Annotated in this window: 25 protein-coding genes and 3 pseudogenes; 16 read left to right on the forward strand and 12 right to left on the reverse strand. The window is 65.8% G+C overall.

The genetic code is table 11. From position 1 onward, the window contains the following. Positions 1 to 39: 39 nt before the first annotated feature. On the reverse strand, positions 40 to 924 hold the full coding sequence (locus KSS93_RS18705; RefSeq protein ID WP_217885450.1) for a LysR family transcriptional regulator: 885 nt from the start codon (positions 922 to 924) through the stop codon (positions 40 to 42). 144 nt (positions 925 to 1,068) lie between these two features. On the opposite strand from KSS93_RS18705, the gene KSS93_RS18710 reads away from it, so the two are divergent. Beyond that, positions 1,069 to 2,088: an alpha/beta hydrolase gene (locus KSS93_RS18710; protein WP_217885451.1), complete on the forward strand. Its 1,020-nt coding sequence runs from the start codon at positions 1,069 to 1,071 to the stop codon at positions 2,086 to 2,088. A gap of 61 nt (positions 2,089 to 2,149) precedes the next feature. Here the strand turns inward: KSS93_RS18710 and KSS93_RS18715 are convergent, their stop codons facing one another. After that, on the reverse strand, positions 2,150 to 3,031 hold the full coding sequence (locus KSS93_RS18715) for a LysR substrate-binding domain-containing protein (RefSeq protein WP_217885452.1): 882 nt from the start codon (positions 3,029 to 3,031) through the stop codon (positions 2,150 to 2,152). 157 nt (positions 3,032 to 3,188) lie between these two features. On the opposite strand from KSS93_RS18715, the gene KSS93_RS18720 reads away from it, so the two are divergent. Continuing rightward, entirely contained in the window at positions 3,189 to 3,836 is a 648-nt protein-coding gene (locus KSS93_RS18720) for an ankyrin repeat domain-containing protein (protein ID WP_217885453.1), read from the forward strand. Between the two features lie 173 nt (positions 3,837 to 4,009). On the opposite strand, the pseudogene KSS93_RS18725 reads toward KSS93_RS18720, so the two are convergent. Next, positions 4,010 to 4,633: pseudogene (locus tag KSS93_RS18725) on the reverse strand (FAD-dependent monooxygenase); the annotation flags it as partial. Between KSS93_RS18725 and KSS93_RS18730 the strand changes: the two are divergent. After that, a pseudogene (locus tag KSS93_RS18730) lies at positions 4,607 to 4,780 on the forward strand (helix-turn-helix domain-containing protein); the annotation flags it as partial. The pseudogenes KSS93_RS18725 and KSS93_RS18730 sit on opposite strands and share 27 nt — an antisense overlap. Positions 4,781 to 5,039: 259 nt before the next feature. Here the strand turns inward: KSS93_RS18730 and KSS93_RS18735 are convergent. The 6 genes from KSS93_RS18735 to KSS93_RS18760 form a co-directional block, all read right to left on the reverse strand. Then, positions 5,040 to 5,303: a DUF3077 domain-containing protein gene (locus KSS93_RS18735; protein WP_217885454.1), complete on the reverse strand. Its 264-nt coding sequence runs from the start codon at positions 5,301 to 5,303 to the stop codon at positions 5,040 to 5,042. A 72-nt stretch (positions 5,304 to 5,375) separates the two neighbouring features. Further along, the gene (locus KSS93_RS18740) at positions 5,376 to 5,618 is read right to left on the reverse strand and encodes a hypothetical protein (RefSeq protein WP_217839114.1); all 243 of its coding nucleotides are present in this window, start codon (positions 5,616 to 5,618) and stop codon (positions 5,376 to 5,378) included. A gap of 798 nt (positions 5,619 to 6,416) precedes the next feature. Further along, the gene (locus KSS93_RS18745) at positions 6,417 to 7,043 is read right to left on the reverse strand and encodes a glutathione S-transferase family protein (protein ID WP_217885455.1); all 627 of its coding nucleotides are present in this window, start codon (positions 7,041 to 7,043) and stop codon (positions 6,417 to 6,419) included. A gap of 135 nt (positions 7,044 to 7,178) precedes the next feature. Next, entirely contained in the window at positions 7,179 to 7,400 is a 222-nt protein-coding gene (locus KSS93_RS18750; protein ID WP_263975031.1) for a proline racemase family protein, read from the reverse strand. A gap of 290 nt (positions 7,401 to 7,690) precedes the next feature. Then, on the reverse strand, positions 7,691 to 8,443 hold the full coding sequence (locus tag KSS93_RS18755; protein WP_217885456.1) for an anti-sigma factor family protein: 753 nt from the start codon (positions 8,441 to 8,443) through the stop codon (positions 7,691 to 7,693). Further along, complete coding sequence (locus tag KSS93_RS18760; RefSeq protein ID WP_217885457.1) at positions 8,440 to 8,958, reverse strand: sigma-70 family RNA polymerase sigma factor; 519 nt, start codon at positions 8,956 to 8,958, stop codon at positions 8,440 to 8,442. The genes KSS93_RS18755 and KSS93_RS18760 overlap by 4 nt, the downstream gene beginning before the upstream one ends. 183 nt (positions 8,959 to 9,141) lie before the next feature. Between KSS93_RS18760 and KSS93_RS18765 the strand changes: the two genes are divergently transcribed. From KSS93_RS18765 to KSS93_RS18785, 5 genes and pseudogenes are all read left to right on the forward strand, one after another. Beyond that, positions 9,142 to 10,188, forward strand: coding sequence for a catalase family peroxidase (locus tag KSS93_RS18765; protein WP_217885458.1), 1,047 nt, complete (start codon positions 9,142 to 9,144; stop codon positions 10,186 to 10,188). Continuing rightward, on the forward strand, positions 10,185 to 10,718 hold the full coding sequence (locus tag KSS93_RS18770; protein ID WP_217885459.1) for a cytochrome b: 534 nt from the start codon (positions 10,185 to 10,187) through the stop codon (positions 10,716 to 10,718). Before KSS93_RS18765 ends, KSS93_RS18770 begins: the two co-directional genes overlap by 4 nt. A gap of 81 nt (positions 10,719 to 10,799) precedes the next feature. Continuing rightward, the gene (locus KSS93_RS18775; protein ID WP_217885460.1) at positions 10,800 to 12,005 is read left to right on the forward strand and encodes an MFS transporter; all 1,206 of its coding nucleotides are present in this window, start codon (positions 10,800 to 10,802) and stop codon (positions 12,003 to 12,005) included. 79 nt (positions 12,006 to 12,084) lie between these two features. Continuing rightward, positions 12,085 to 12,630 carry a cupin domain-containing protein gene (locus KSS93_RS18780; RefSeq protein WP_217885461.1) on the forward strand — a complete coding sequence of 182 codons (546 nt, stop codon included), beginning with the start codon at positions 12,085 to 12,087 and terminating at the stop codon, positions 12,628 to 12,630. A gap of 7 nt (positions 12,631 to 12,637) precedes the next feature. Then, positions 12,638 to 12,901, forward strand: a pseudogene (locus tag KSS93_RS18785) (DUF7693 family protein); the annotation flags it as partial. Here KSS93_RS18785 and KSS93_RS18790 read toward each other — a convergent pair. Further along, positions 12,893 to 13,489 carry a 2-hydroxychromene-2-carboxylate isomerase gene (locus tag KSS93_RS18790; protein ID WP_217885462.1) on the reverse strand — a complete coding sequence of 199 codons (597 nt, stop codon included), beginning with the start codon at positions 13,487 to 13,489 and terminating at the stop codon, positions 12,893 to 12,895. The pseudogene KSS93_RS18785 and the gene KSS93_RS18790 sit on opposite strands and share 9 nt — an antisense overlap. Before the next feature lie 63 nt (positions 13,490 to 13,552). Beyond that, entirely contained in the window at positions 13,553 to 14,284 is a 732-nt protein-coding gene (locus KSS93_RS18795) for an SDR family oxidoreductase (RefSeq protein WP_217885463.1), read from the reverse strand. Between the two features lie 79 nt (positions 14,285 to 14,363). Between KSS93_RS18795 and KSS93_RS18800 the strand changes: the two genes are divergently transcribed. Genes KSS93_RS18800 through KSS93_RS18815 form a run of 4 tightly spaced genes read left to right on the forward strand, consistent with a single transcriptional unit; the run spans position 14,364 to position 16,876 of the window. Next, positions 14,364 to 14,918 carry a TetR/AcrR family transcriptional regulator gene (locus tag KSS93_RS18800; RefSeq protein WP_217885464.1) on the forward strand — a complete coding sequence of 185 codons (555 nt, stop codon included), beginning with the start codon at positions 14,364 to 14,366 and terminating at the stop codon, positions 14,916 to 14,918. Continuing rightward, complete coding sequence (locus KSS93_RS18805; protein ID WP_217885465.1) at positions 14,905 to 15,495, forward strand: eCIS core domain-containing protein; 591 nt, start codon at positions 14,905 to 14,907, stop codon at positions 15,493 to 15,495. The genes KSS93_RS18800 and KSS93_RS18805 overlap by 14 nt, the downstream gene beginning before the upstream one ends. Positions 15,496 to 15,554: 59 nt before the next feature. Further along, on the forward strand, positions 15,555 to 15,956 hold the full coding sequence (locus KSS93_RS18810; RefSeq protein WP_217885466.1) for a MerR family transcriptional regulator: 402 nt from the start codon (positions 15,555 to 15,557) through the stop codon (positions 15,954 to 15,956). Between the two features lie 20 nt (positions 15,957 to 15,976). Then, positions 15,977 to 16,876 (forward strand): hydroxymethylglutaryl-CoA lyase, encoded by a 900-nt coding sequence (locus tag KSS93_RS18815; protein ID WP_217885467.1) that lies wholly within the window; start codon positions 15,977 to 15,979, stop codon positions 16,874 to 16,876. Between the two features lie 552 nt (positions 16,877 to 17,428). Here the strand turns inward: KSS93_RS18815 and KSS93_RS18820 are convergent. Further along, entirely contained in the window at positions 17,429 to 17,947 is a 519-nt protein-coding gene (locus KSS93_RS18820; protein WP_217885468.1) for an MgtC/SapB family protein, read from the reverse strand. 219 nt (positions 17,948 to 18,166) lie between these two features. Here KSS93_RS18820 and KSS93_RS18825 point away from each other — a divergent pair, with 219 nt between their 5' ends. The 4 genes from KSS93_RS18825 (at position 18,167) to KSS93_RS18840 (ending at position 23,483) form a co-directional block, all read left to right on the forward strand. Next, the gene (locus KSS93_RS18825; protein WP_217885469.1) at positions 18,167 to 18,406 is read left to right on the forward strand and encodes a DUF3203 family protein; all 240 of its coding nucleotides are present in this window, start codon (positions 18,167 to 18,169) and stop codon (positions 18,404 to 18,406) included. 121 nt (positions 18,407 to 18,527) lie between these two features. Beyond that, positions 18,528 to 19,937, forward strand: coding sequence for a cytochrome c oxidase accessory protein CcoG (ccoG, locus tag KSS93_RS18830; RefSeq protein ID WP_217885470.1), 1,410 nt, complete (start codon positions 18,528 to 18,530; stop codon positions 19,935 to 19,937). Between the two features lie 38 nt (positions 19,938 to 19,975). Beyond that, complete coding sequence (mapR, locus tag KSS93_RS18835) at positions 19,976 to 21,385, forward strand: GntR family transcriptional regulator MpaR (protein WP_217885471.1); 1,410 nt, start codon at positions 19,976 to 19,978, stop codon at positions 21,383 to 21,385. 163 nt (positions 21,386 to 21,548) lie between these two features. Next, positions 21,549 to 23,483: an ATP-binding protein gene (locus tag KSS93_RS18840; protein WP_217885472.1), complete on the forward strand. Its 1,935-nt coding sequence runs from the start codon at positions 21,549 to 21,551 to the stop codon at positions 23,481 to 23,483. Positions 23,484 to 23,513: the final 30 nt, after the last annotated feature.

Raw genomic sequence — 23,513 nt, forward strand, 5'->3', positions numbered from 1 at the left:
GCGTGGGAGCGGGCTTGCCCCGCGATGGTATTTACCCCCTTACAGCACCGCCAGCCGTTCGCGCAGAAACTCCACGAACACCTGCACCGGCCGGGCCACCTGGCGGTGCTGCGGATACACCGCCGACAGCTGCAGCGCAGGCGGTGCCCAACCCTCCAGCACCTGCACCAGCCGCCCCTCGGCCAGCGCCTGGCCGACGATGAAGGTCGGCAGGTAGGTCACCCCCATCCCCGCCACCGCCGCATCGCGCAGCATCTCGCCATTGTTGGCGCGCATGCGCCCGCTCACGGCAATGCTGCGCGCCTTGCCCTGCGCGCTGAACTGCCACTGCACCTGGCGCGCATGCCCGTAGGGCAGGCAATCGTGCCCGGCCAACTGCTCCGGCGTTTGCGGCGTGCCGCGCAGCGCCAGGTACGCCGGGCTGGCGCAATACACCCGCTCCACCGCAGCGATGCGTCGGGCGATCAGGCTGGAGTCTTCCAGGGTGCCGATGCGCAGCGCCAGGTCGTAACCCTCGCCGATCAGGTCGACGGCGCGGTCGCTCAGGTCTACCTCCACATCCACGCCGGGGTGCAAGCGCAAGAACTCGGTGAGCAGGCAACCCAGGTGGGCGATGGCGAACGATAGCGGCGCGCTCAGGCGCAAGGTGCCGCGCAGCGCTTGCGTTTGCCCGCTGATGTCCTGCTCCAGCAACTGCACCTCGTCGAGCAGGCGCAGGGCGTTCTGATAGTAACGCTCACCCAGCGGCGTGGCGTCCAGGCGCCGGGTCGAGCGGTTGAGCAGGCGCACGCCAAGGCGCTCTTCCAACTGCATCAGCCGGCGGCTGACGAACTGTTTGGACAGCCCCAGGCGCTCGGCCGCAGCGGTGAAACTGCCGGCCTCCATAACCTGGGCAAAAATTCGCATGTCTTCGTACGGGTTCATTGTCACGCTCTGATTGACAGTCAAACGCTTTATAGCCGCTTTTTCCGCCCATGGCATCTGCTTAATCTGCACACAAGTCGCAGCGATGGCCCCAAGGCCAGGCAAGACGCCCAGTACACACACTCAAATTGAAAAGGATTCGCCATGAACATTGTCCGCAAAACCCTCGCCACCAGCCTTCTCGCCCTTTCGGTCAGCAGCGCCTTCGCCGCCGGCAGCCCAGGTGTGGAACAACACACCCAGGCCTTCCTCGACGCCCTCGCCCAAGGTGGCGGCAAGCCGCTCGAGCAGCTCAGCCCGAAAGACGCCCGTGCGGTACTGACCGGCGCCCAGGCTTCGGTGAAGGTCGACCTGTCGGGTATCGAGGTCAGCGAGCGCAGCATCCAGGCCGACGGCCAGCCGCTGAAGCTGACCATCGTGCGCCCGGCCAAGGTCAAGGGTGATTTGCCGGTGTTCATGTTCTTCCACGGCGGCGGTTGGGTGCTGGGCGACTACCCTACCCACCAGCGCCTGATCCGCGACCTGGTGGTCGGCTCTGGTGCAGTGGCGGTGTACGTCGATTACACACCGTCCCCCGAGGCCCACTACCCCACCGCCATCAACCAGGCTTACGCCGCCACCCGCTGGGTTGCCGAGCACGGCAAGCAGATCGGCGTGGACAGCAGCCGCCTGGCGGTGGCCGGCAACAGCGTCGGCGGCAACATGGCGGCGGTGGTCGCGCTGAAGGCGAAAGAAGCCGGCACGCCGAAACTGCGCTTCCAGCTGCTGCTGTGGCCGGTGACCGATGCCAGCTTCGAGACCGCTTCGTACAAACAGTTCGCCGAGGGCCACTTCCTGACCACCGGCATGATGAAATGGTTCTGGGACAGCTACACCACCGACGCCGGCCAGCGTGCGCAAATCTACGCCTCGCCGCTGCGCGCCACCCCTGAGCAGCTCAAGGGCCTGCCGCCTGCGCTGGTGCAAACGGCCGAGTTCGATGTACTGCGTGACGAAGGCGAAGCCTATGCCCGCCACCTGAATGCAGCCGGTGTGACGGTGACCGCAGTGCGCTACAACGGCATGATCCACGATTACGGGCTGCTCAACCCGCTGAGCCAGGTGCCGGCGGTACAGGCCGCGATGCGCCAGGCGGCTGGGGAGTTGAAGGTGCACCTGCAGTAACCGCGTGATACCGCCACAAGGCCGCTCCTGCCAAAGAGCGGCCTTGTGGCGTGCCCGCAACTCAAATCGCCTGCTCGCCCAACAGCTCCGTCAGCACATCGGCCAATGCCTTCACCATTACGTCTGCCGTTGGCCGGCAGACGATGACGATCTCGTAGCTGTCCACCCCCGGTAGCCCTTCGGCGGCGCCCAACACGCGGTGTTCGGCGGTTGCCGCCCGCGGCGGCAGCAGGCTGATGCCCATGCCGTCGGCCACCGCGGCCTGGATGCCGCTCAGGCTCGAGCTGGTGAAGCTGATGCGCCAGCGCCGGCCCATGCCTTCGATGGCGTTGATCATGTCGTCGCGGTACAGGCCGCGCGGGGGGAAGGTCACCAGCGGGATAGGGTCGAGCTCGAAGGACGGCATGCGCGCGCTGTCGATCCACTGCAGGCGCTCGGGCCAGCAGGCCACGCCTTCGCGGCTGTTGCGCCGCTGCTTGAGCAGCACCAGGTCGAGCTCGCCATTGTCGTAGGCCTGGCTGAGGTCGCGGCACAGGCCGCTGGTGACTTCCAGTTTGACCTGCGGGTGGCAGCGGCTGAACGCCGACAGCGCGTTGGTGGTACGCCCGCCGACGAAGTCTTCGGGCACGCCCAGGCGCACGGTCACCCCAACCATGGCGCCGGCCAGGGCTTCGAGCATCTGGTCGTTCAGCGCCAGCATGTGGCGGGCGTAGCCGAGCAGGGTCTGGCCGGCGTCGGTGGGCAGCACGTCGCGGTTGCCGCGCACCAGCAGGCGGTGGCCGACCATCTCTTCGAGGCGGCGCACCTTCTGGCTGATGGTCGATTGGGTGGAATGCAGCCGCGCGGCGGCGGTAGTGAAGCTGCCGCAATCGGCCACCACCACGATGGCGCGCAGCAGGTCGAGGTCGAACAGGGCTCTATTCGATTTAACGCTGATGGACATCTTGAAATTCAACTTCTGAATGGCAGGCCTGACTTCTATCACGGCCCCCTGCCCCGGGCAACCATTCACAAATCGACTCAAAGTCATGCGGATACTTCACTTCCGCTGCCGGTAACGCTTGCCTAGGATGGCCCCTCGCCCCCCAGGAACCGTCGCCATGCGTACGATGATCGCCGCCCTGCTGCTGGCCCTGCTGAGCCTGCCCACCCTTGCCAAGGAGCGCCCCATGGACACCCGCCTGCTCGAAGCCGCCCAGCGCGGCGATGCCCAAACCATTGGTGAACTGCTGGCCCAGGGCGCCCCGGTCGATGCTCGCAATGGCGACGGCCAGACCGCACTGCTGGTGGCCACCCACGCCAACCAGGTGGCGGCGGCCGATGCGTTGATCGCGGCCGGGGCCGACGTCAATGCCAAGGACAACATTCAGGACAGCCCCTACCTGTACGCCGGCGCCCGCGGGCTGAACGAAATCCTGCGCCTGACCCTGGCCCACGGCGCCGACCTCAACAGCACCAACCGCTACGGCGGCACGGCGCTGATCCCGGCGGCCGAGCGCGGGCATGTAGAAACCGTGCAGTTGCTGATCGATGCCGGGGTGCAGGTGAACCACCTCAACCGCCTGCATTGGACCGCACTGCTGGAGGCGGTGATTCTGGGTGATGGCGGGCCGCGCCATGTGGAGATCGTGCGTCGCCTGCTGGCGGCCGGGGCGGACCGGGCGATTGCCGACAAGGACGGCGTGACCGCGCTGGAGCATGCGCGCCAGCGCGGGTATGGGGAGATGGTCGAAGTGCTGGAGCAATAGCACAGCATCACGTGCGGTATCGGTGGGAAGCGGCCTTGTGTCGCGATGGGCTGCGAAGCGGCCCCAGGATCTCGAGCACATGCAAGATTGCCGGGGCTGCTACGCAGCCCATCGCGACACCAGGCCGCTTCCCACAGGCTCCAGGCATGTCGATGTGCTACCTACAGCCCAACCTACGCCACCTCCTCGAACGGCAACCCCACATAATTCTCGGCAATGTTCAGCAACCCCGCCTCCGCCCCCAGGTAATACTCGCGGTCCGCGGCCTGCATCTTGCGGTCCCAGTCGTCCTGGTGCTCGCCAAAATCATGCAGCAGCTGGGTCATGAACCAGCTGAAACGCTCACCCTTCCACACCCGGCGCAGGGCCATGGGTGAATACTGCGCCAGCAGGTCGGTGCGCCCTTCGCGGTACACCTTCAGCAAAATGCGATACAGGTAGTTGACGTCCGACGCCGCCAGGTTGAGCCCCTTGACCCCGGTGGGCGGGACGATGTGCGCGGCATCCCCCACCAGGAACAGCCGGCCATGCTGCATGGGCTCGACCACATGGCTGCGCAGTGGCGCGATGCTTTTTTCCAGCGCAGGGCCGGTGACCAGGCGCTCGGCCACATCCGCCGGCAGGCGCGTCTTCAGCTCGCCCCAAAAGCGCGCATCCGGCCAGTCCTCCACCCGCTCTTCAAGCGGCACCTGCAGGTAGTAGTGGCTTCGGGTTTGCGAGCGCTGGCTGCACAGCACGAAGCCGCGCTCATGGTGGGCATAGATTAGCTCGTGGTTCACCAGCGGCTGTTGCTGGAGGCGCGGCGCAGCCTTGTTTACACACGCATGAGCATCGGGCAGTTGTCCGACAGCCTGGGGTTCAGCGACCCGACGTACTTTGCGCGGTTCTTCAAACGGCTCAGCGGGCAGACGCCGAATGGCTACCGGCGGTTGCAGGCCCTGTAGGTTACGCGGTCGATGTAGGAGCGGCCTTGTGTCGCGAAAGGGCCGCAAAGCGGCCTCGGCGATTGTGCATGATGCCGAGATCCTGGGGCCGCTGCGCAGCCCTTTCGCGGCACAAGGCCGCTCCTACAGGGATCACATGGACTTCAGGCCGCCGCTATACCTGTAGCCGGCTTGCCGGCGATAGGGCCCGCGAGACAAACATCATTGCCTGTCCGGGCCTCATCGCCGGCAAGCCGGCTCCTACAGGGGACCGCGTGGCCTAGTGCTTCAGGCCCAACTCGGCATCGTCCATCAACGCCTTGGCCAAGGCGCTGAGGTAGTGCGCGGCCCAGACCATCTTCGGGTCTTCATCCATTACCCCCACCAGGGTCAGGTGGCTGACATAGCCCATCAGTTCCGAGGCCTGTTCGCGGGCGTGGTTGCAGGGGATGCCGGGTTCGATGCGAAACAGCGGCTGGGGGTTGTTTTCACCCTGGCTGAAGCGGGTCTTGCCGGGGGTGGTGCGGGGTGTGTCCGTGGTCATTTGCCTGTCTCCCTGGAGTTTCTGATGGCCCCATCGTTTGCCGGCAATGGGGCCGACTTGCCTATGCAGCCATCAATGCACCGTCTGCGGCGCCTCGGATACTTGCTGCACTTGCGCCAGCAGCGTCTCCAACAAGGTGCGCACGCTTTCCAGCTCGTGCATCGCCGCCAGCAACAGGAACGAGCCCGGTGAGCGGGTGCTGAGCAACAGCGATTGATGGGTGACGGCCAGGGCACAGTTCACGTGCTCGGTGGTTTGCACCAGGGTGTCTTCGAACAGGTGGGGATGGGGTGGATCGGGGACAATCTTCAGCATGCTCGTACTCCAACGTGGTTGAGGAGAGCTACCGCTTACTTGCTGTCAAACAAGCGGGAGGCAGCTGTACGCGGGTTGACAGACCGAGACGTTGGCACTCGGCGCACACGGGGTGCCCACACGTACAGCCACCATGATGGGCCTGCACACGAGGCAACGTAGACGGTCTGTCAAAACCGGCCGCTGAATTTGCAGCGGCTGGCCGAGACTAGTGACCGACGCGGGCTCGGGCAATGGCAAAACGGGTGGAAAAGCTTGTTTGGGAAACGTCCTACAGGGAATAGGGAAAGTCTGATGAATTGGGTTTGGCGGGAGGCTCTGAAAATTCTTGGATGGGACCGCGTGAGGGCTTGCAGGTGCCCGCCACAAACCTTGCAGCGCCTATCAGATCGAGCGCCGCCCGCGCGGCGCTTCGCGGTGGTTCGGCACCCCGACAAGCCCGCTCCCACAGTTTGTTTCGGGCCAGTCTCTCCTGTGCCGGTACCGGGTCCGCCTTGTTTGCATGGCGCGATTTCAGCGTGGGCATCGCAGCCGCCTCACATGGCTCAAGACATGCCCCAAGGCGGACAGCGGTACTTTCACAGGAGTAATTGGCCCGAAACAAACTGTGGGAGCGGGCTTGTCGGGGTGCCGAACCACCGCGAAGCGCCGCGCGGGCGGCGCTCGATCTCATAGGCGCTGCAAACCTCTCGGCGAGCACCTGTAAGCCCTGATGCAGAGATTGTGGCGAACACCTCAAAGCCCTGAAACAGCGGTCATGGCGAGCACCTGACACAACCCCACCCAATCAAAGCCCCCTCACCCCGCCACCCGCGGCATCAACTCATAAGGATGCTTCCACCCCGGCACCGCCATGATCCGCGCCTTCCAAGCCTCGATATGCTTGAACTCAGCCAGATCAATCCCGGTATCCTCCGGCATGAACACATACCCCGCCAACGACAGGTCAGCAATGGTCAACCGCCCACCGACCATGAACGGCGTCTTGGCCAGGTGCGCATCGACAATGCGGTAAGCCGCCGTCGCCCGCTCGCGCAAAAACTGAACGACCGGGGTCTCGCCAGAATTCTTCAGGCAAAAGATAAACCGCAGCGCCGCGTAGTAAGCGGTGAACTTGTGGTTATCGAACAGCATCCAGCGCCAGATCTCGCGCCTTTCGGCCTCGTCCTGCGGGCCAAACTGCCCGGTGCGTTCGGCCAGGTACTCAAGAATCAGCGCCGACTGGGTCAGGCGCTGCTCGCCGTGCTCCAGCACCGGCACCTCACCCTGCTCGTTGACCTCGTCGCGCCATTGCTGATCACGGGTCTGGCCGTTGAAAAAGTCGACGAACACCGCCTGCCAGGGCTGGCCGGTAAGTTCGAGCATCAGTGCCGCTTTGTAGGCGTTGCCGGATTCGGCGAAGCAGTGGAGCTTGTAGTCGGGCATGGATCTTCAGCTTCCTTTGAAGGATCGTTGGGGGACACAAAGCATCGCGGGGCAAGCCCGCTCCCACCGATAGCGTGGGAGCGGGCTTGCCCCGCGATGACTCTAGCGCCTGTCGCCAGGCGTACTCAACTCACTTCACGCAATCTGGAACCCATGGGCCAACGGGTCACGATCATCGACCACGATGGTGTTGTACCCGATCACCCTTGCCCACCCCGCCACACTCGGCCGCACCGCATCGAACTCGCCCACCCGGGCCACCTCCTCGGCCCGGCAGTTGAAGGTGGTGCCGGTGATGCTCTCGTGTACAAAGATCTCGCCCACCTTGAGCCGCCCGCGCGCTACCAACTGCGCCACCCTCGCCGACGAGCCGGTGCCGCACGGCGAGCGGTCGATGGCCTTGTCGCCGGGGGCCGTGGGCTTGTCGCACCAGGTGGCTCATGCGCACCAGGTCGTCGGCTTTCAGGCCATCGAGCCCGGCGTAGCTCTGCTGCGGCTCGACGATGATGTAGTAGTTGCCGCCGTAGCCAATACAGTCTTGGTGTGGGTCATCTTGGCGCTCCTTGCCCGTTGCACGATGTATAGGCGCCGCTGCCGCTGTACCTGGCGTGACGGCTGCCTAGCCCGCCAGCAGTTGCTCGAGCTGCTTACAGGCTGAGGTTCAGCGCCTGGCGTACAGGCTCGCCGCGCACATCATCAGAGGCGCTGACCAGGGCGAAGTTGTAGTCGCCATGCGACCAGTAACGCGCCTCCAGCTGGCCGTCGGTGCGCTGGCCGGTGGGCATGCGCTCGAAGCGCTCGCCGGGCGAGCGCAGGAACAGGCTGATGCGCTGCCCCTTGGCGTCCTCGAATACCAGCAAGGCCGCCGGCCCCGCCTCGTTGCTGAGCAGCCGCGCACCCACCGGTTGCAGGCCGTAGCCGGTCAGGTCGGGTAGCCGGCCGACGCGGTTGAAGTGGTGGCCCAGCCAGGCCTGCAGGCGGGCCGGGTCGCTGGCCTGGATATCCAGCGCGGTGGTATCGGCGAACAAGCGGTGCGCCTGCACCGCATCGGCCATGGGCTTCTCGATGGCGGCCAGGGTCGCCTCGCGCGCCTGCCAGCCCCCCAGCCCACCGACGCCCACGGCCAGCAGCAGCACCGCTGCCGTGGCCAACTGGCGTTGCCGGCGCTGGCGCAGGCGGCGGCGCAGCGGGGCCAGGTCCAGGGCGGGGTCACTGGGTTGCTCGGCAAAGCCGGCCAGGGCAGTGCGCAGGCGCCGCGCATCGTTGCGCCAGGCTTCCAGGCGCTGCGCCTCATGCGGATTGGCGGCAAGCCAGGCTTCGACCTCGGCCCGGCGCGCCGGCTCCAGGCGCTCGTCGACGAAGGCGTGCAGCTCGTGTTCGGTGGGGATCAGGCGTGTCATTTGAGTCTCCGCAGGGTGGCGGGCGCGGGGTTGCCGTCGGTCAGTTCGCGCAGGGCGGCGCGGGCGCGCGACAGGCGCGACATCACGGTACCGATAGGAATGCCCAGGGCCTGCGCGGCTTCCTTGTAGCTCAGGCCCTCGACGCTGACCAGCAACAGCAACGCACGCTGTTCGTCCGACAGTTTGGCGAAGGCCTGCAGGTCGGCCTGGGCCAGGACGATGCTTTCGGTGTCGCCGCCCAGCGGCTCCTCGGCCTGGCTGCGGCCGAACCAGTTCAGCCAGCGCGCGTGCAAACGCTCGCGGCGTTTGCCGTCCAGGTACAGCCGGTAAAGGATGGTGAACAGCCAGGCGCGCAGGCTTTGCTGGGTGCGCTGCTGGCTCAAGCGGCTCAGCGCGCGCTCGGCGGTGGCCTGCACCAGGTCGTCGGCGCTGGTGGCGTCGCGGCACAGCCACAAGGCGAAACGGCGCAGCCGCTGCAGCAGCTCGCGCCAGTGTTGGTCGTCCAGATCATGCATGTTCGGGCCCCGGTGGGCGGTCAGTGTAAACAGCAGACGGCGCTGGGGGGATTTTATTCCATGCAGCCGCAGCAATAGCCCGCTCCCACGCAACCCGATCCCGCAATGCCTTTGCACAATGCCGGGAATAAACCCGGCGTTGCTGCGTCGTACCGGTTCATTCCCACTACAACGGACTGCCTGATGACCACTCCCCTGAACGGCCCCGCCAAGGCCCTGCGCCTGGCCGCCATCGGCGCCACGCTGGTGGCGCTGGGTGCGGGCTTTGCCTATGCCGCCGGCTGGGTCGGCCCGGCCAAGCTCACCCCGCAGCGCATCATCGACACCTTCGAAGCCCAGGCCGGGCACCACCCCGGCTACCGCAAGAACCACGCCAAGGGCCTGTGCGTCAGCGGCTACTTCCAGGCCAGCGGCCAGGCCGCCAGCTTGTCCAGCGCACGGGTGTTCAGCCAGCAGAACGTGCCGGTGATCGGCCGCTTCGCCATCGGCGGCGCCAACCCCTTCGCCCCGGACACCGCAGTGCCGGTGCGCAGCCTGGCGATCCAGCTGAGCAGCGACGACGGCCAGGTATGGCGCACCGGCATGAACAACCCGCCGGTGCTGGCGGTCAGCACCCCCCAGGGGTTTTATGACCAGGTACTGGCCGGCGCGCCGGACCCGGCCACCGGCAAGCCGGACCCGGCGAAGATGCAGGCGTTCTTCGCCGCCCACCCGGAAAGCGCGGCGTTTCGCCAGTGGGCGGCGGGCTACAAGCCCAGCGACAGCTTCGCCAGCACCGCCTACAACAGCATCAATGCCTTCCAGTTGATCGACGCCAGCGGCAAGGCCCACCCGGTGCGCTGGGCGCTGGAGCCGCAAACCCCGTTCGCGCCCCTGCCGGGCCAGGTGGACGACAAGCAGTTCCTCCAGCACGACCTCGCCCAGCGCCTGGCCCAAGGGCCGTTGCGCTGGACCCTGCGCCTGACCCTGGCCGAGCCCGGTGACCCGGTGGACGACCCGGCCCGCCCCTGGCCGGCCGAGCGGCGCAGCATTGATGCCGGCACCCTGGTGCTGCAGCAGGTCGACGGCCCCGAGCAAGGCGCCTGCCGCGACCTGAACTTCGACCCGCTGATTCTGCCACACGGCATCCGGCCGTCCGCCGACCCGATCCTGGCCGCGCGCTCGGCCGCCTATTCGGTATCGTTCAACCGCCGCAGCCACGAAGCCCTGAGCGAAGGAGCCAAGCCATGAGCACTACCGCCTTCCACCCCCTGGCCCGGCTGGTGCACTGGCTGATGGCCGTGCTGATCATCGCCATGCTGTTCATCGGCGTGAGCATGGTCGGCGACCTGTCCACACGCCACCCGCTGATGGTCGAACTGCACAAGGCCACCGGCCTTGCCCTGCTGCTGCTGGTAGTGCTGCGCATCGCCCTGCGCCTGAGCCTGGCGCACCCGCCGCTGCCGCGTGAACTGCCGCCGATACAGCGCCTGGCGGCCGGCGCTTCGCACCTGCTGTTGTACCTGCTGATGCTGGCCATGCCGTTGCTGGGCTGGGCGATGCTCTCGGCCGGCGGCTACCCGCGCCCGCTGCAACTGCCGGCCATCGCGCCCCACGACCTGCAGCTGTACGCGGTGCTGCGCCAGGCCCACGGCTGGGCCGGCTACCTGCTGTTCGCCACGGTGCTGGTGCACCTGGGCGCCGCGCTGATGCACGCACTGGTGCGCCGCGACGGCGTGTTGCGTAGCATGTGGCCTGGCCCGCTGCGGCGCGGTGAATGAGCACCGGGTAGTCCAGGGTCGACAAATGTAAATAATTATTACTAACATTGGTGCTCATTTCGCCACTGCCCTGGACTGCCCATGAACGTTGCAAAGGACCCTGCCACCTTCACCCCCGCCAGTACCCTCGACCTGCGCCCACTGATGCTGGTCAGCATGGCCTGCACCCTGTCGATGATGGCCTTCGTCGCCCTGATCGGCCCCATCGCCCGCCTGCTCGGCATGGCAACCTGGCAGGCCGGTGCGGCGGTCACCGTGGCCGGTGTGGTGTGGGTGCTGCTGGCCCGGCCCTGGGGCCAACTGGCCGACCGTTATGGCCGGCGCCGGGTGTTGCTGCTGGGCAGCGCCGGTTTCACCCTGGCCTATTGGGCTCTGTGCCTGTTCATCGACGGTGCCCTGCGCTGGTTGCCGGGCGCTACAACTGCGTTCGTCGGCCTGATGCTGGTGCGCGGCCTGATCGGCGCCTGCTATGCCGCCTTGCCGGTGGGTGCCAATGCCCTGATCGCCGACCATGTCGCGCCACAGCGCCGGGCCCGGGCCATGGCCTCGCTGGGCGCAGCCAACGCGGTCGGCCTGGTGCTCGGCCCGGCGGTAGCGGCGCTGTTGGCGCGCTACAGCCTGAGCCTGCCGTTCTATGTGCTGTCGGTGCTGCCGGCGCTGGCCTTCGTGGTGCTGCTGTTCAAGCTCAAGCCGCAACCGCTGCCCCACGCCCATGCCCCGCAGCCTGTGCGCCTGGGCGACCCGCGCCTGCGCCGGCCGCTGCTGGTGGCGTTCTGCGCCATGTTCAGCGTGACCGTGTCGCAGATCGTGGTGGGCTTTTTCGCCCTTGATCGCCTACAACTGCCGGCCACCGAGGCCGCCCAGGCCGCCGGCATCGCCCTGACCACCGTGGGCGTGGCGCTGATGCTGGCCCAGGTGCTGCTGCGCCAGCTGGAATGGCCGCCGCAGAAGATGATCCGTATCGGTGCCTGTGTTTCCGGGCTGGGCTTCGGGGCGGCGGCCTTCGCCAGCAGCGCCCCCTGGCTGTGGGCCGCATTCGCCGTGGCGGCGTTTGGCATGGGCTTCGTGTTCCCGGCGTTTTCCGCCCTGGCGGCCAATGCCATGCAGGCTTGCGAGCAGGGTGCTACCGCAGGCTCCGTGGGCGCAGCCCAGGGCATGGGCGCGGTGATCGGGCCGCTGGCCGGCGCGCTGGTGTACACCCTTGACCCGCGCCTGCCGTTCCTTGCCGTGGCCGCCTTGCTGGTGCTGCTGGGGCTGTGGCCGGCGTCGGCGGACAAGCGCCACTGACGCACAGGGGCGCAAGGCCTGCAGAGTGTGTTTTAATGCGTCGCCCATTATTTTTGACACCTCTGCAAACAAGGCGGCTATGGACACCGGGACACGACTCAAACTGGTGCGTGAACGCAACAACCTATCCCAACGGGAACTGGCCCGCCGCAGCGGCCTGACCAACTCGACCATCTCGCAGATCGAGCAAAACCGTGTCAGCCCGTCGGTCAGCTCGCTGAAAAAGCTGCTCGAAGGCATCCCCATGTCGCTGGCCGAGTTCTTCAGCTTCGACGAGCCGGTGCGTGAGGAGCGCTTCGTGTTCCGTGGTGGCGACCAACCCGACCTTGGCCGTAACGGCCTGCGCATGCTGCTGGTGGGCGCCAGCGTCGAAGGCCGGCAGATGCGCATGCTGCGCGAGCTGTATGCCCCGGGCGCCGACTCCGGCGAGCCGATCGTGCATTCGGTGGGCGAAGAATGCGGCCTGGTCACCCGTGGCACCATGGAGCTGTGGGTCGATGGCCAGGTGAGCATCCTCAACGCTGGTGACGGCTACTACATCCCCACCACCCTGCCCCACAGCTTCAAGAACATCGGCCCCGACGAGGCCGAGATCATCAGCGCCAACACCCCGGCGAACTTCTGATAGCGCAATGATCAGCAGCCGCGAGGTGTACCAGTGCCTGCGCGATGCCGCGCTGGGCGTTGCGCAGCAGGTGGTCGCCCAGCGGCAGCAGCTGCACATCGACGGCTGGCAACTGGCACTGGTGCTGGATGACGAAGGCCTGGCTTGTTGCAGCCATGCCCGCAGCCCCGACGGGCGCCAGGCCAGCCTGGCCGACTGGCCGCGCTACGGCACCAACCCGGTGGACCACCTGAGCCTGTGGGAACGCCGGCAGATCGAGCGGTTACTGGCTGGCCAAGGCCTGCTCGACGAAGTCCAACCGGTCCTGCCCGAAGAACATCTGCTCGCCGACAAAACAGGTAGGCGCGCCGAATAAGCCCCTGTCCACTGCCTGTTGCGTAGCCTCCTTCAAGGCCTCCTTGACGTCGGTACGCACAGCCAGGGCCTGGAAGACTTGCGCATCGAACCCACCCTCGGCCAGGGTACGGCCCAGCACATCGGGGTCGGACAGGTTGCGCAGCTTTACCCACAACCCTTCGAACAGCACCTTGAGCAAGGCCTCGAAGCGTTCGGGTGCGTGCAGTTGCGTGCCGATAAGCCCGCGCATCAGGTTCAGGGTGTTGACCGGAAACCCCGGCGGCAGGCCGAACGGCACGCCGTAGCGCTCGGCGTAGCGGGCAAGGTCGATGAACATGTAGCGCCCCTTGGCCGGCACCATTGCCGGCGAAGCGTTGCCGGTAGCCTGGAACACACCGCCCAGCAACATCGGGCGGTACAGCAGTTGTGCCTGGTGGCGGGCGCACAGCGCCGGCAGTTGAGTCCAGGCCAGGTAGCTGGCGGGGCTGCCGAGGTCGAAGTAGAAGTCTAGGGTTTTGTGCATGGGGGTTCCTTGTATGCCTGTGGGGGGTGTGCTGCCTGGGCCGGCGATAGGGCCCTCACAGGCCTACCACCGCTCCATCCACGGCCGCAGGTCGAGCTCGAACGTCCAGGCATCACGCGGCTGGCTGTGCAGGTACCAGTAACTGTCGGCAATGTGCGCGGGGTCGAGGATGCCGTCCTGGCCCTTCAGCGCGTAACGCTCGGGGAAGCTGTCGCGAATGAACGCCGTGTCGATGGCGCCGTCCACCACCACATGGGCGACATGGATGTTCCGTGGGCCCAGCTCGCGGGCCATGCTCTGGGCCAGGGCGCGCAGGCCATGCTTGGCCCCGGCGAATGCGGCAAAGCCCGCTGCGCCGCGGGTACCGGCGGTGGCCCCAGTGAACAGCAGGGTGCCGCGCTCGCGCTTAACCATGCGCCGGGCCACGGCCTGTGCGGTAAGAAAGCCTGCAAAGCAGGCCATCTCCCAAATTTTGAAGTATTTGCGCGGGGTCTCGTCGAGAATGCTGCACGGCACGTTGGCGCCGATGTTGAACACGAACGCCTCGATCGGGCCGATATCGCGCTCGATGGTTTCGACCAGCTCGGCCACCTCGTCCTCCTTGCGCGCATCGGAGCCAAACCCATGGGCCTGGCCGCCAGCGGCGCGGATCTCGTCCACCAGCGGTTGCAGCTTCTCGACCTGGCGCCGGGTAACACAGGCGATGTAACCCTCACGGGCAAAGCGCTTGGCAATCTCGCCGCCGGTGGCATCGCCCGCCCCCACCACCAACACGACCTTTTGTTGTTCTGCCATGGACCGCTCCATTAGTGAATGATCGTTTAGTAAACGAACGCTATGCTACGATCACGCCATCGTCAAGCCAGGTGCCCGCATGCGTTACTCCACCGAACACAAGCAGCAAACCCGCGACAAGCTGTTGGCCAGCAGTGGCGCGCTGGCCAAGCGCGGCGGTTTTGCCGGCACCGGTGTGGCAGGGCTGATGAAAGCCATCGGCCTGACGGGCGGTGCGTTTTACAACCACTTCCCGTCCAAGGACGACCTGTTCACCGAGGTGGTGCGCCGCGAGCTGGGCAATAGCCCGCTGGCCCGTACCAACATCGACCGCCCGCGCCTCAAGCGCCTGCTCGATCAGTACCTGTCACTGGCCCACCTGCACAACGCCGAAGGCGGCTGCCCGCTGCCGCCGTTGGGGGTGGAGATCGCCCGCGCCGAGCGCCCGGTGCGCGAAGAAGCCGAACACTGGCTGGTGCAACTGCAACAAGCCTGGGGCGCCACCCTTGGCGACCCGCAACTGGCCTGGGCACTGATCAGCCAGTGTGTCGGCGCCCTGGTTGTCGGGCGCATGCTCGCCAGCGAGCCGGTGCAGGAACAAGTGTTGCAGGCCAGCCGCGCGTTACTGGAGCAGGTGCTCGATGAGGCTGATTAGCGCACTGTTCGGCCTGTTACTGGCCGCCCCGGCCCTGGCCGGTAACTGCCCCGAGGGCCAGTACGAGGCCTGCGTGGTGGTGTGTTTCTGCATGCCGGTGGGCGAAGGCCAGCCGGGCGATGTGTTCAAGGATGTCGAGAACATGGCCACCGCCAGCCTGGTGTTCGCTCTGCGCCAGGCCCGTGACGATGCCAACGCCAGCGGCACCCAGCCGATCCCGTTGCATATCCGCGCCCAACTCGAACCCTGGTACGACTTCGCCGTGCTGGACGCCGCACGTTACCGGGTGGGTAACGAACAGCAGATCAGCGCCGCCAACGCCCTGCTGCAGAACCCCGATGTGAATGCGGTGACGCTGATCGACACGGTGATCTTTCGCCGCAGCACCGACGCCGAGGACAACGTGGCGCTGTGGGCCCACGAGCTCAAGCACGTGCAGCAGTACCAGCAACTGGGGGTTGAGGAGTTCGCCCGGCGCTACACCCGCAACTACGACGAGCTTGAGGCGCCCGCCTACGAGATCGAGGCCGAAGTGGCCAAAACCCTGCGTGAGCGGGGCGCGGGCGGGGCGCGCTGAGCTTGACGTATACGTAAAGCTGGCTTTAGGTTAGCGCGACCGACCCTTCGAGCCGCGCCATGACCAGCCAGACCTACAGCATCTCCGATTTGTCCCGCGAGCTGGACATCACCACCCGGGCCATCCGCTTTTACGAAGAACAGGGCCTGCTCAGCCCCGAGCGCAAGGGCTTGGAGCGCATTTATTCGGCGCGCGACAAGGTGACCCTCAAGCTCATCCTGCGCGGCAAGCGCATCGGCTTTTCGCTGGCCGAATGCCGCGAACTGATCGAGCTGTACGACCCCACCGGCGGCAACCTCAAGCAGCTCAACAGCATGCTGCTGAAGATCGCCGAGCGCCGCGCCCAACTGGAGCAGCAGATGCTCGATATCCAGCAGATGCACCTGGAGCTGGACACCGCCCAGGAGCGCTGCGAGCAGGCCCTGGCCGCCACCCTGAACAAACAGCCCCTCCACCGTTGACCTGCCACAGGAACCCCGCCATGTCATTGCCCCGTAAAGTGCGCCTGGTCGAAGTCGGCCCGCGCGACGGCCTGCAGAACGAAGCCCAGCCCATCAGCGTCGCCGACAAGGTGCAGCTGGTGGACGACCTCACCGACGCAGGTGTTGGCTATATCGAGGTGGGCAGCTTCGTCTCGCCCAAGTGGGTGCCGCAGATGGCCGGCTCCGCCGAAGTGTTCGCCGGCATTCGCCAACGCGAAGGTGTTACCTACGCGGCACTGGCGCCCAACCTGCGCGGTTTCGAAGATGCCCTGGCAGCAGGTGTGAAAGAGGTGGCGGTGTTCGCCGCCGCCACCGAGGCGTTCTCCCAGCGCAACATCAACTGCTCGGTCAGCGAGAGCCTGACGCGCTTCGAGCCGATCATGAGCGCTGCACGCAGCCACGGCGTGCGTGTGCGCGGCTATGTGTCCTGCGTGCTGGGCTGCCCCTACGAGGGTGTGGTCAAGGCCGAGCAGGTGGCCCCGGTGGCCCGCGCCCTGCACGACATGGGCTGCTACGAGGTGTCGCTGGGCGACACCATCGGCACCGGCACCGCCGGTGATACCCGCAGGCTGTTCGAGGTGGTCTCGGCACAAGTGCCACGCGAGCAACTGGCCGGGCACTTCCACGACACCTACGGCCAGGCACTGGCCAATGTCTATGCAAGCCTGCTGGAAGGCATCGCGGTGTTCGACAGCTCGGTGGCCGGCCTTGGCGGCTGCCCCTATGCCAAGGGCGCCACTGGCAATATCGCCACCGAGGATGTGCTGTACCTGCTGCAGGGCCTGGGCATCGACACCGGCATCGACCTCGACAAGCTGATTGCGGCGGGCCTGCGCATCAGCGCGGTGCTGGGCCGGGCCACGGGTTCGCGGGTGGCACGGGCACGCAGCGCGCGCTAGGTCACACGGCTGTCACACAAGTGTGGGCGCGAGTGTTACCGCCTACACGTCCGGCAGCAAAAAATCGGGTAACAGGGAAACAAATCGACAAAATTTCAGGTGCCAGCTTTTTCGCCAAAATCATCAAGCGCTTGATTTTAAAGAGTTTTCAAAAGTTGGCACGGCACCTGCTATATCTCTGGCACAACAAGAACAAAAAACAGCGACATTTAATAAAAACAACATGTAACGGCTCTGACATAACAAGAACAACACGGCAGAGGCGTAGCAAGCAGATTTTTTTGGAGTCGACGTGCTTTCCAGGGAAGCTTTCGCAGAAAAGCCCCGCAACCGGTCACAGAACAATAAAACTACCTGCAAGGTAGCGGCAGTCACGGTTGGATCACACGTTGGATGAACGCAAGTCAGCGCTCAAAAAAATACGTTTGCTCTTGGCCCCGGGTAGGGGCCCCCGCAGCACCGAGGCAAAGGCCGACAAAAACAACAACAGGCCAGTCTCCAATAATAATAAAAGAGCAGGCAACAACGCTTTGAGGGGAGCTTCGGCTCCCCTCAGTGCTTCCTGCCCTCCTCCTCCTTGCGCTTCTCCTCGCTTTCCCCCTCCACCTTCTCCACCAGCAATGGCATGCTGCCCAGCACCAGTAGTGCCAGCACCGTACTCACCAACGCCGTGGCCTCGCGGCCCATGCCGGCGGCCGTGCCGATGGCGGCGGTCATCCATAGCCCGGCGGCAGTGGTCAGGCCCTTCACGTGGCTGGTGTCCTGGCCGTTACCCTTGAGAATGGTACCCGCCCCCAGAAACCCGATACCGGCAACGATGCCCTGGATCACCCGGCTCAGCGCCTGCGCGTCGGCACCGGCCATGCTCGGCGCCAGCACGAACAATGCCGCGCCCATCGACACCAGCATGTGCGTGCGCACCCCGGCCGACTTGCCCTTGCTCTCGCGCTCGAAACCCAGCACCGCGCCCAGCAATGCGGCCATCAGCAGGCGCACGAGAATCTGCGTGACCTGGCGGGCGTCGGTGATGTCGGCGAATTCGGCCTGGATGGCTGCAAGGATGGTGTCCATGGGGCTCCTGGAGTGATGGCAGCACAGTTGTAGGAGCAACTGAGTTGCTCAATTTCCAAACACGCGATCCCACAGGGACCGTAGAACCTTCAAGCCAGCCCCTACAAAAAACGACCCCACAGATTGCCGCAAGTGCCACGGCAACCACCCAGCGGATGGTTGCAGCATCTGCCACACCCCTGCGGTCAACCCCGTAACACCCCAACGGAGGCCACCCCCATGCCCGTCGAAGTCGACCCCAGCACCCGCCATTGCACCCTGATCGGCGACCATATCCGCCTGGAAGGCACTGGCCCTGAAATCGAGATCGTCACCGACGAGCAGCTACGCATGTCGGTGGCGATCCTGGCCGGTGAACGCATCCCCATCACCGAAAGCGAAGCCGATGCGCTGACCGTCGCAGGTGCGGTGGATAGCCGCAGGCACCTCAAGGCCAGCACGCCAGGCTCGGTAATCTAGGGGCTGCGCGGCAACAGGGGGCAATCTGATACGGTTTTTATCGCCATAGCTGAGTCTGTGCTGCAAACAGATCGGCGGCCATAGTGCCCAGGCCTGATCGAGGCCTGATGAGCGATGAACCATGAGCGACCGTATTCCCTTCCGAGTCATCGAGATTGCCCCCGCCGCCGTCAAACCGAGCAAAAGCCAGCCTGGCGGCGGCATCCATACCCGCAGCTTCACAGGCCTTTACCGCAACCTGCGCATCGGCTTCGCGGGCCTGTTGTTCGCGCTGTTCTTCGGCACCGCCTGGCTGCAGTGGGGTGGCCGCCAGGCCGTGCTCTGGGACCTGGCCGAGAGCAAGTTCCACATCTTCGGCGCAACCTTCTGGCCGCAGGATTTCATCCTGCTGTCGGCGCTGCTGATCATCTGCGCCTTCGGCCTGTTCGCCATCACCGTGTTCGCAGGCCGGGTGTGGTGCGGTTACAGCTGCCCGCAAAGCACCTGGACCTGGCTGTACATGTGGTGCGAGAAGGTCTGCGAGGGTGATCGTAACCAGCGCATCAAACTCGCCGCCGCGCCCTGGGGCCTGCAAAAGCTCGCCCGGCGCAGCCTCAAGCACACGCTGTGGCTGGCCATCGGCTTGCTCACCGGGCTGACCTTTGTCGGTTACTTCACCCCGATCCGCCCGCTGGCAGCAGAGCTGCTGAACTTCGAGCTCGAAGGCGTGGCGCTGTTCTGGGTGGTGTTCTTCACCGCCGCCACCTACCTCAACGCCGGCTGGCTGCGCGAGGCGGTGTGCCTGCACATGTGCCCCTATGCGCGCTTTCAGAGCGTGATGTTCGACAAGGACACCCTGGCAGTGGCTTACGACCCGGCCCGCGGCGAAGCGCGCGGGGCGCGCAAAAAGGGCAGCGACCCGCGCAGCCAGGGCCTGGGCGACTGCATCGACTGCACCCTGTGCGTGCAGGTGTGCCCCACCGGCATCGACATCCGCGACGGCCTGCAGATGGCCTGCATCGGCTGCGCCGCCTGCATCGACGCCTGCGACGAGGTGATGGACAAGATGGGCTACGCCCGCGGCCTTGTGGGCTACAAGTCCGAGCACACCCTGCAGGGCGGCACCACCCACTGGCTGCGCCCGCGCCTGCTGGGCTACGCCGCGGCGCTGCTGGTGATGATCGGCGCGTTGGTAATGGCCTTGCAGCAACGCCCGATGGTGTCGCTGGACGTGATCAAGGACCGCGGCCTGTTCCGCGAAAACGCCTTGGGCCAGATCGAGAACATCTACCTGCTGAAAATCATCAACAAGACCCAGCAACCCCAGCAGTACCACCTGCGCCTGGTGGACGCCGACGGCTTCGAGCTGCACGGCAACACCACCTTCAGCATCGGCGCGGGCGAGATGAGCGAGCTGCCGGTGTCGGTGGCGATGCTGGCCGAGCGCCCGGCCAGCAGCTCGCAGGTACTGACCTTCGAGATCCAGGACAGCGACCAGCCCGACATCCGCAGCAGCGCACAAAGCCGCTTCGTCGCGCCAATGAACCGCTGAGCCGATACACTCACCACCACCTTGCCAGTGCAGACCCCATGAAACGCTACGAACGCTTTGCCGATGACATCGCCGAACTGATCCGCACCGGGGTACTTGGCCCCGGGGAGCGCGTGCCGTCGGTGCGCTATGCCAGCCAGACCCATGGGGTCAGCCCGTCCACGGTGTTCCAGGCCTACTACCTGCTGGAGCGTCGCGGGCTAATACGCGCCCGGCCGCGCTCGGGCTACTTCGTCAACGCCCACACCCCGCGCCCGTTCAGCGAGCCGGACACCCAGGTGCCGGCGGGCGAGTCCACCGACGTGGACGTCAGCGGCCTGGTGTTCTCGATCCTCGACTCGATCAAGGACCCGCACACCGTACCGTTCGGCTCGGCGTTCCCAAGCCCCACGCTGTTCCCGCTGCAACGCCTGTCGCGCTCGCTGGCCAGCGCGAGCCGGGCCATGGACCCGCGCATGGTGGTCACCGACCTGTCGCCGGGCAACCCGCAGCTGCGCCGGCAGATTGCTCTGCGCTACATGGTCGGCGGGCTGATGCTGCCCATGGAGGAGTTGCTGATCACCAACGGCGCGCTGGAAGCCCTGAACCTGTGCCTGCAGGCGGTCACTCAACCAGGCGACCTGGTGGCCATCGAGGCACCGGCTTTTTACGCCTGCCTGCAGGTGCTCGAACGCCTCAAGCTCAAGGCCGTGGAAATTCCGGTGCACCCGCGCGAAGGCATGGACCTGGCGGTGCTGGCGCAGACCCTGGACAAGCACCCGGTCAAGGCGGTGTGGTGCATGACCAACTTCCAGAACCCGGTGGGTGCGAGCATGCCCGAGGCGAAAAAACAGCAGTTGGTGGAGCTGCTGCGCCGCCACCAGGTGCCGCTGATCGAGGACGACGTCTACGCCGAGCTGTACTACTCGCAGCAGGCGCCCAGGCCGGCCAAGGCCTTCGACACAGAAGGCCTGGTGATGCACTGCGGCTCGTTCGCCAAGAGCCTGGCACCGGGCTACCGCATCGGCTGGGTGGCGGCCGGGCGCTTTGCCCAGAAGATCGAACGGCTCAAGCTGATGACCTCGCTGTGCGCCTCGATGCCGGCCCAAGCGGCAATTGCCGACTACCTGCAGCACGGCGGCTATGACCGCCACCTGCGCAAGCTGCGCTACGCCCTGGAAGGCCAGCAGGCCAACATGCTGGCGGCCATCACGCGGCATTTCCCGGCGCAGACCCGGGTCAGCCAGCCCAGCGGTGGCTACTTCCTGTGGCTGGAGCTGCCCGAGCAGATAGACGCCCTGAAGCTGTTCCACATGGCCCAGGCCCAGGGCATCAGCATCGCGCCGGGGCCGATCTTCTCGCCCACCCGGCGCTTCGGCAATTGCATCCGGCTCAACTATGGCAGCCCGTGGGGTGACAGCGCGGAACACGCCATGGAAACGCTGGGGAAAATCATCCGGTCGTTTTGAAAGCCCTGCTGTGAAGAAGAAGGGTCGAGCGCGCGTCGTGGCCGCTGGCTATAGTGAAAGCTCACCATTTTGGATCCACACCATGCCCAGCTCCGACTCAATAGCCTGGCCTTCCCCGGCCGCAAGCACAGCATCGTCTCAACTGGATTGGCTGTGCGAACACATGGCCGAAGGGTTGTGCATTGTCGAGCTGATAGACGGGCCCCACGGCCCGCTCAGCGATTATCGCTATGTCTATGCCAACGCGGCCTGCACCCGCCATACCGGCTTGCGCAAGGTGATCGGCAGAACGCTGCGCGAAACCGTGCCAGGCGAGGCAGAGGCCTGGATCGGGCACTACGCCTCGGTGCTGCACAGCGGCGAACCCAAGTACATCGAACAGCGCCTGCAAGTTACCGGGCGCAACCTGACGCTGTCGATCCACCGCCTGGAGCCTGCCAGCGCGCGGCGCATGGCCGTTCTGTTCCACGAACGCAGCGCAGCCTGGGAAACCCGCGCCGACCTGCTGCACCTCAATCAGCAGCTGGGCCAGCAGGTGGACGAGGCGCAGGCGCAGCACAAGCTGTTCGCCCAGCTGGTCGACAGCAGCCTGGCCAACGTGATGGTGGTCGACCGCAACATGTGCCTGCTGGCGATCAACCGCACGGCGCGGCAAACCTTCCTCTCCCTGGGCCTGCCCGAGCCACCGCTGGGGGTAAGTCTTCGCGATCACCCACCCGTCTTTCCGCAAGCCAAGGCGCAATTGCTGGCGCTGTGGGAGCGAGCGCTGGCCGGCGAAGTGTTCGTCGAGAACATCGCCCTCCAGGTATCCCCAGCCGAGCGGCACTACGAGATGCGCTTCAACCTGCTGCGCGACGGCCAGGGCGTCATGCTTGGGGCCTACCTGTTCGCCTACGACATCAGCCAGAGGGTTGTCGAGCAGCACCGTCTGCGCGACACCGAACAGGCCCTGCGCAATGCCCAGAAGATGGAAGCCGTGGGCCAGCTGACCGGCGGTATCGCCCACGACTTCAACAACCTGCTAGGGGGGATTTCCGGCGCCCTCGAGCTTGCCGGCGCGCGCCTTGACCAAGGCCGTGACAACGATGCCCGCAACCTGCTGGGCATCGCTCAGCAAAATACCGCCCGCGCCGCGCAATTGGTGCAGCGCCTGCTGACGTTCGCCAGGCACCAGACCCTGCAGCCCCGCCCGATCGACATGCATGCCCTGTTGCAGGGCATGCAGCCGCTGATCCTCACCTCGCTGGGCGCACACATCACCCTGGTGGACCTGACACAGCCCGGCCAGTGGCGGGCTTGCGTCGACCCCTCGCAGCTGGAAAACGCCCTGCTCAACCTGTGCATCAATGCCCGTGACGCCATGCCGGGCGGCGGCACCCTGACCCTGGCCTGCGCCAACATCAGCCTGTCACAGGCCCAGGGCGAGGCGCTGCAACTGCCTGGCGGCGACTACCTGCAACTGAAGGTACTGGACAACGGTTCGGGCATGAGCGAGAGCGTCAGCGCCCGGGCCGTCGACCCGTTTTTCACCACCAAGCCACTCGGCCAGGGTACTGGCCTGGGGCTATCTATGGTGTACGGCTTCGTGCGCCAGTCCGGCGGCCAGTTGCATATTCACTCAAGCCCCGGGCAAGGCACACGCGTGCACCTGTATCTGCCCAGGCATATCAGCAGCGACGACGCACCTGCGGCTGTGTCGCCGCAACCGGCACCAGCACCCGAACACCTGAGCGGCTGCCGGGTAGTGCTGGTGGAGGACGACCCGACTCTGCGAGTGGTGATCGCTGAGGTAATGCTGGACCAGGGCCACCAGCTGGAGGCTTTCGGTACTGGTATCGAGGCCCTGGATGCACTGGGTGAAGGCCCGGCCCCTGGCCTGTTGATCACCGACATTGGCCTGCCGGGCGGGCTGGATGGTCGAAAGCTGGCTCTACAGGCGCTGGTACTGCATCCTGAGCTGCGTATTCTGTTCATCACCGGATATGATCAGGCCCAAGCGCTGGCCGACTTCCCGTTGACCGACGCGATGGCCAGCATCGGCAAGCCGTTCCAGCTCGACGCGCTGCTTGCTGTCGCCCGGGGCCTGCTCGCCCCCTGACCTGGGCCCTGGCCCTTTCGAACATTCATG

The organism is Pseudomonas xanthosomatis (assembly GCF_019139835.1).
In the GTDB taxonomy this organism is placed as follows: Bacteria; Pseudomonadota; Gammaproteobacteria; order Pseudomonadales; family Pseudomonadaceae; genus Aquipseudomonas; species Aquipseudomonas fakonensis.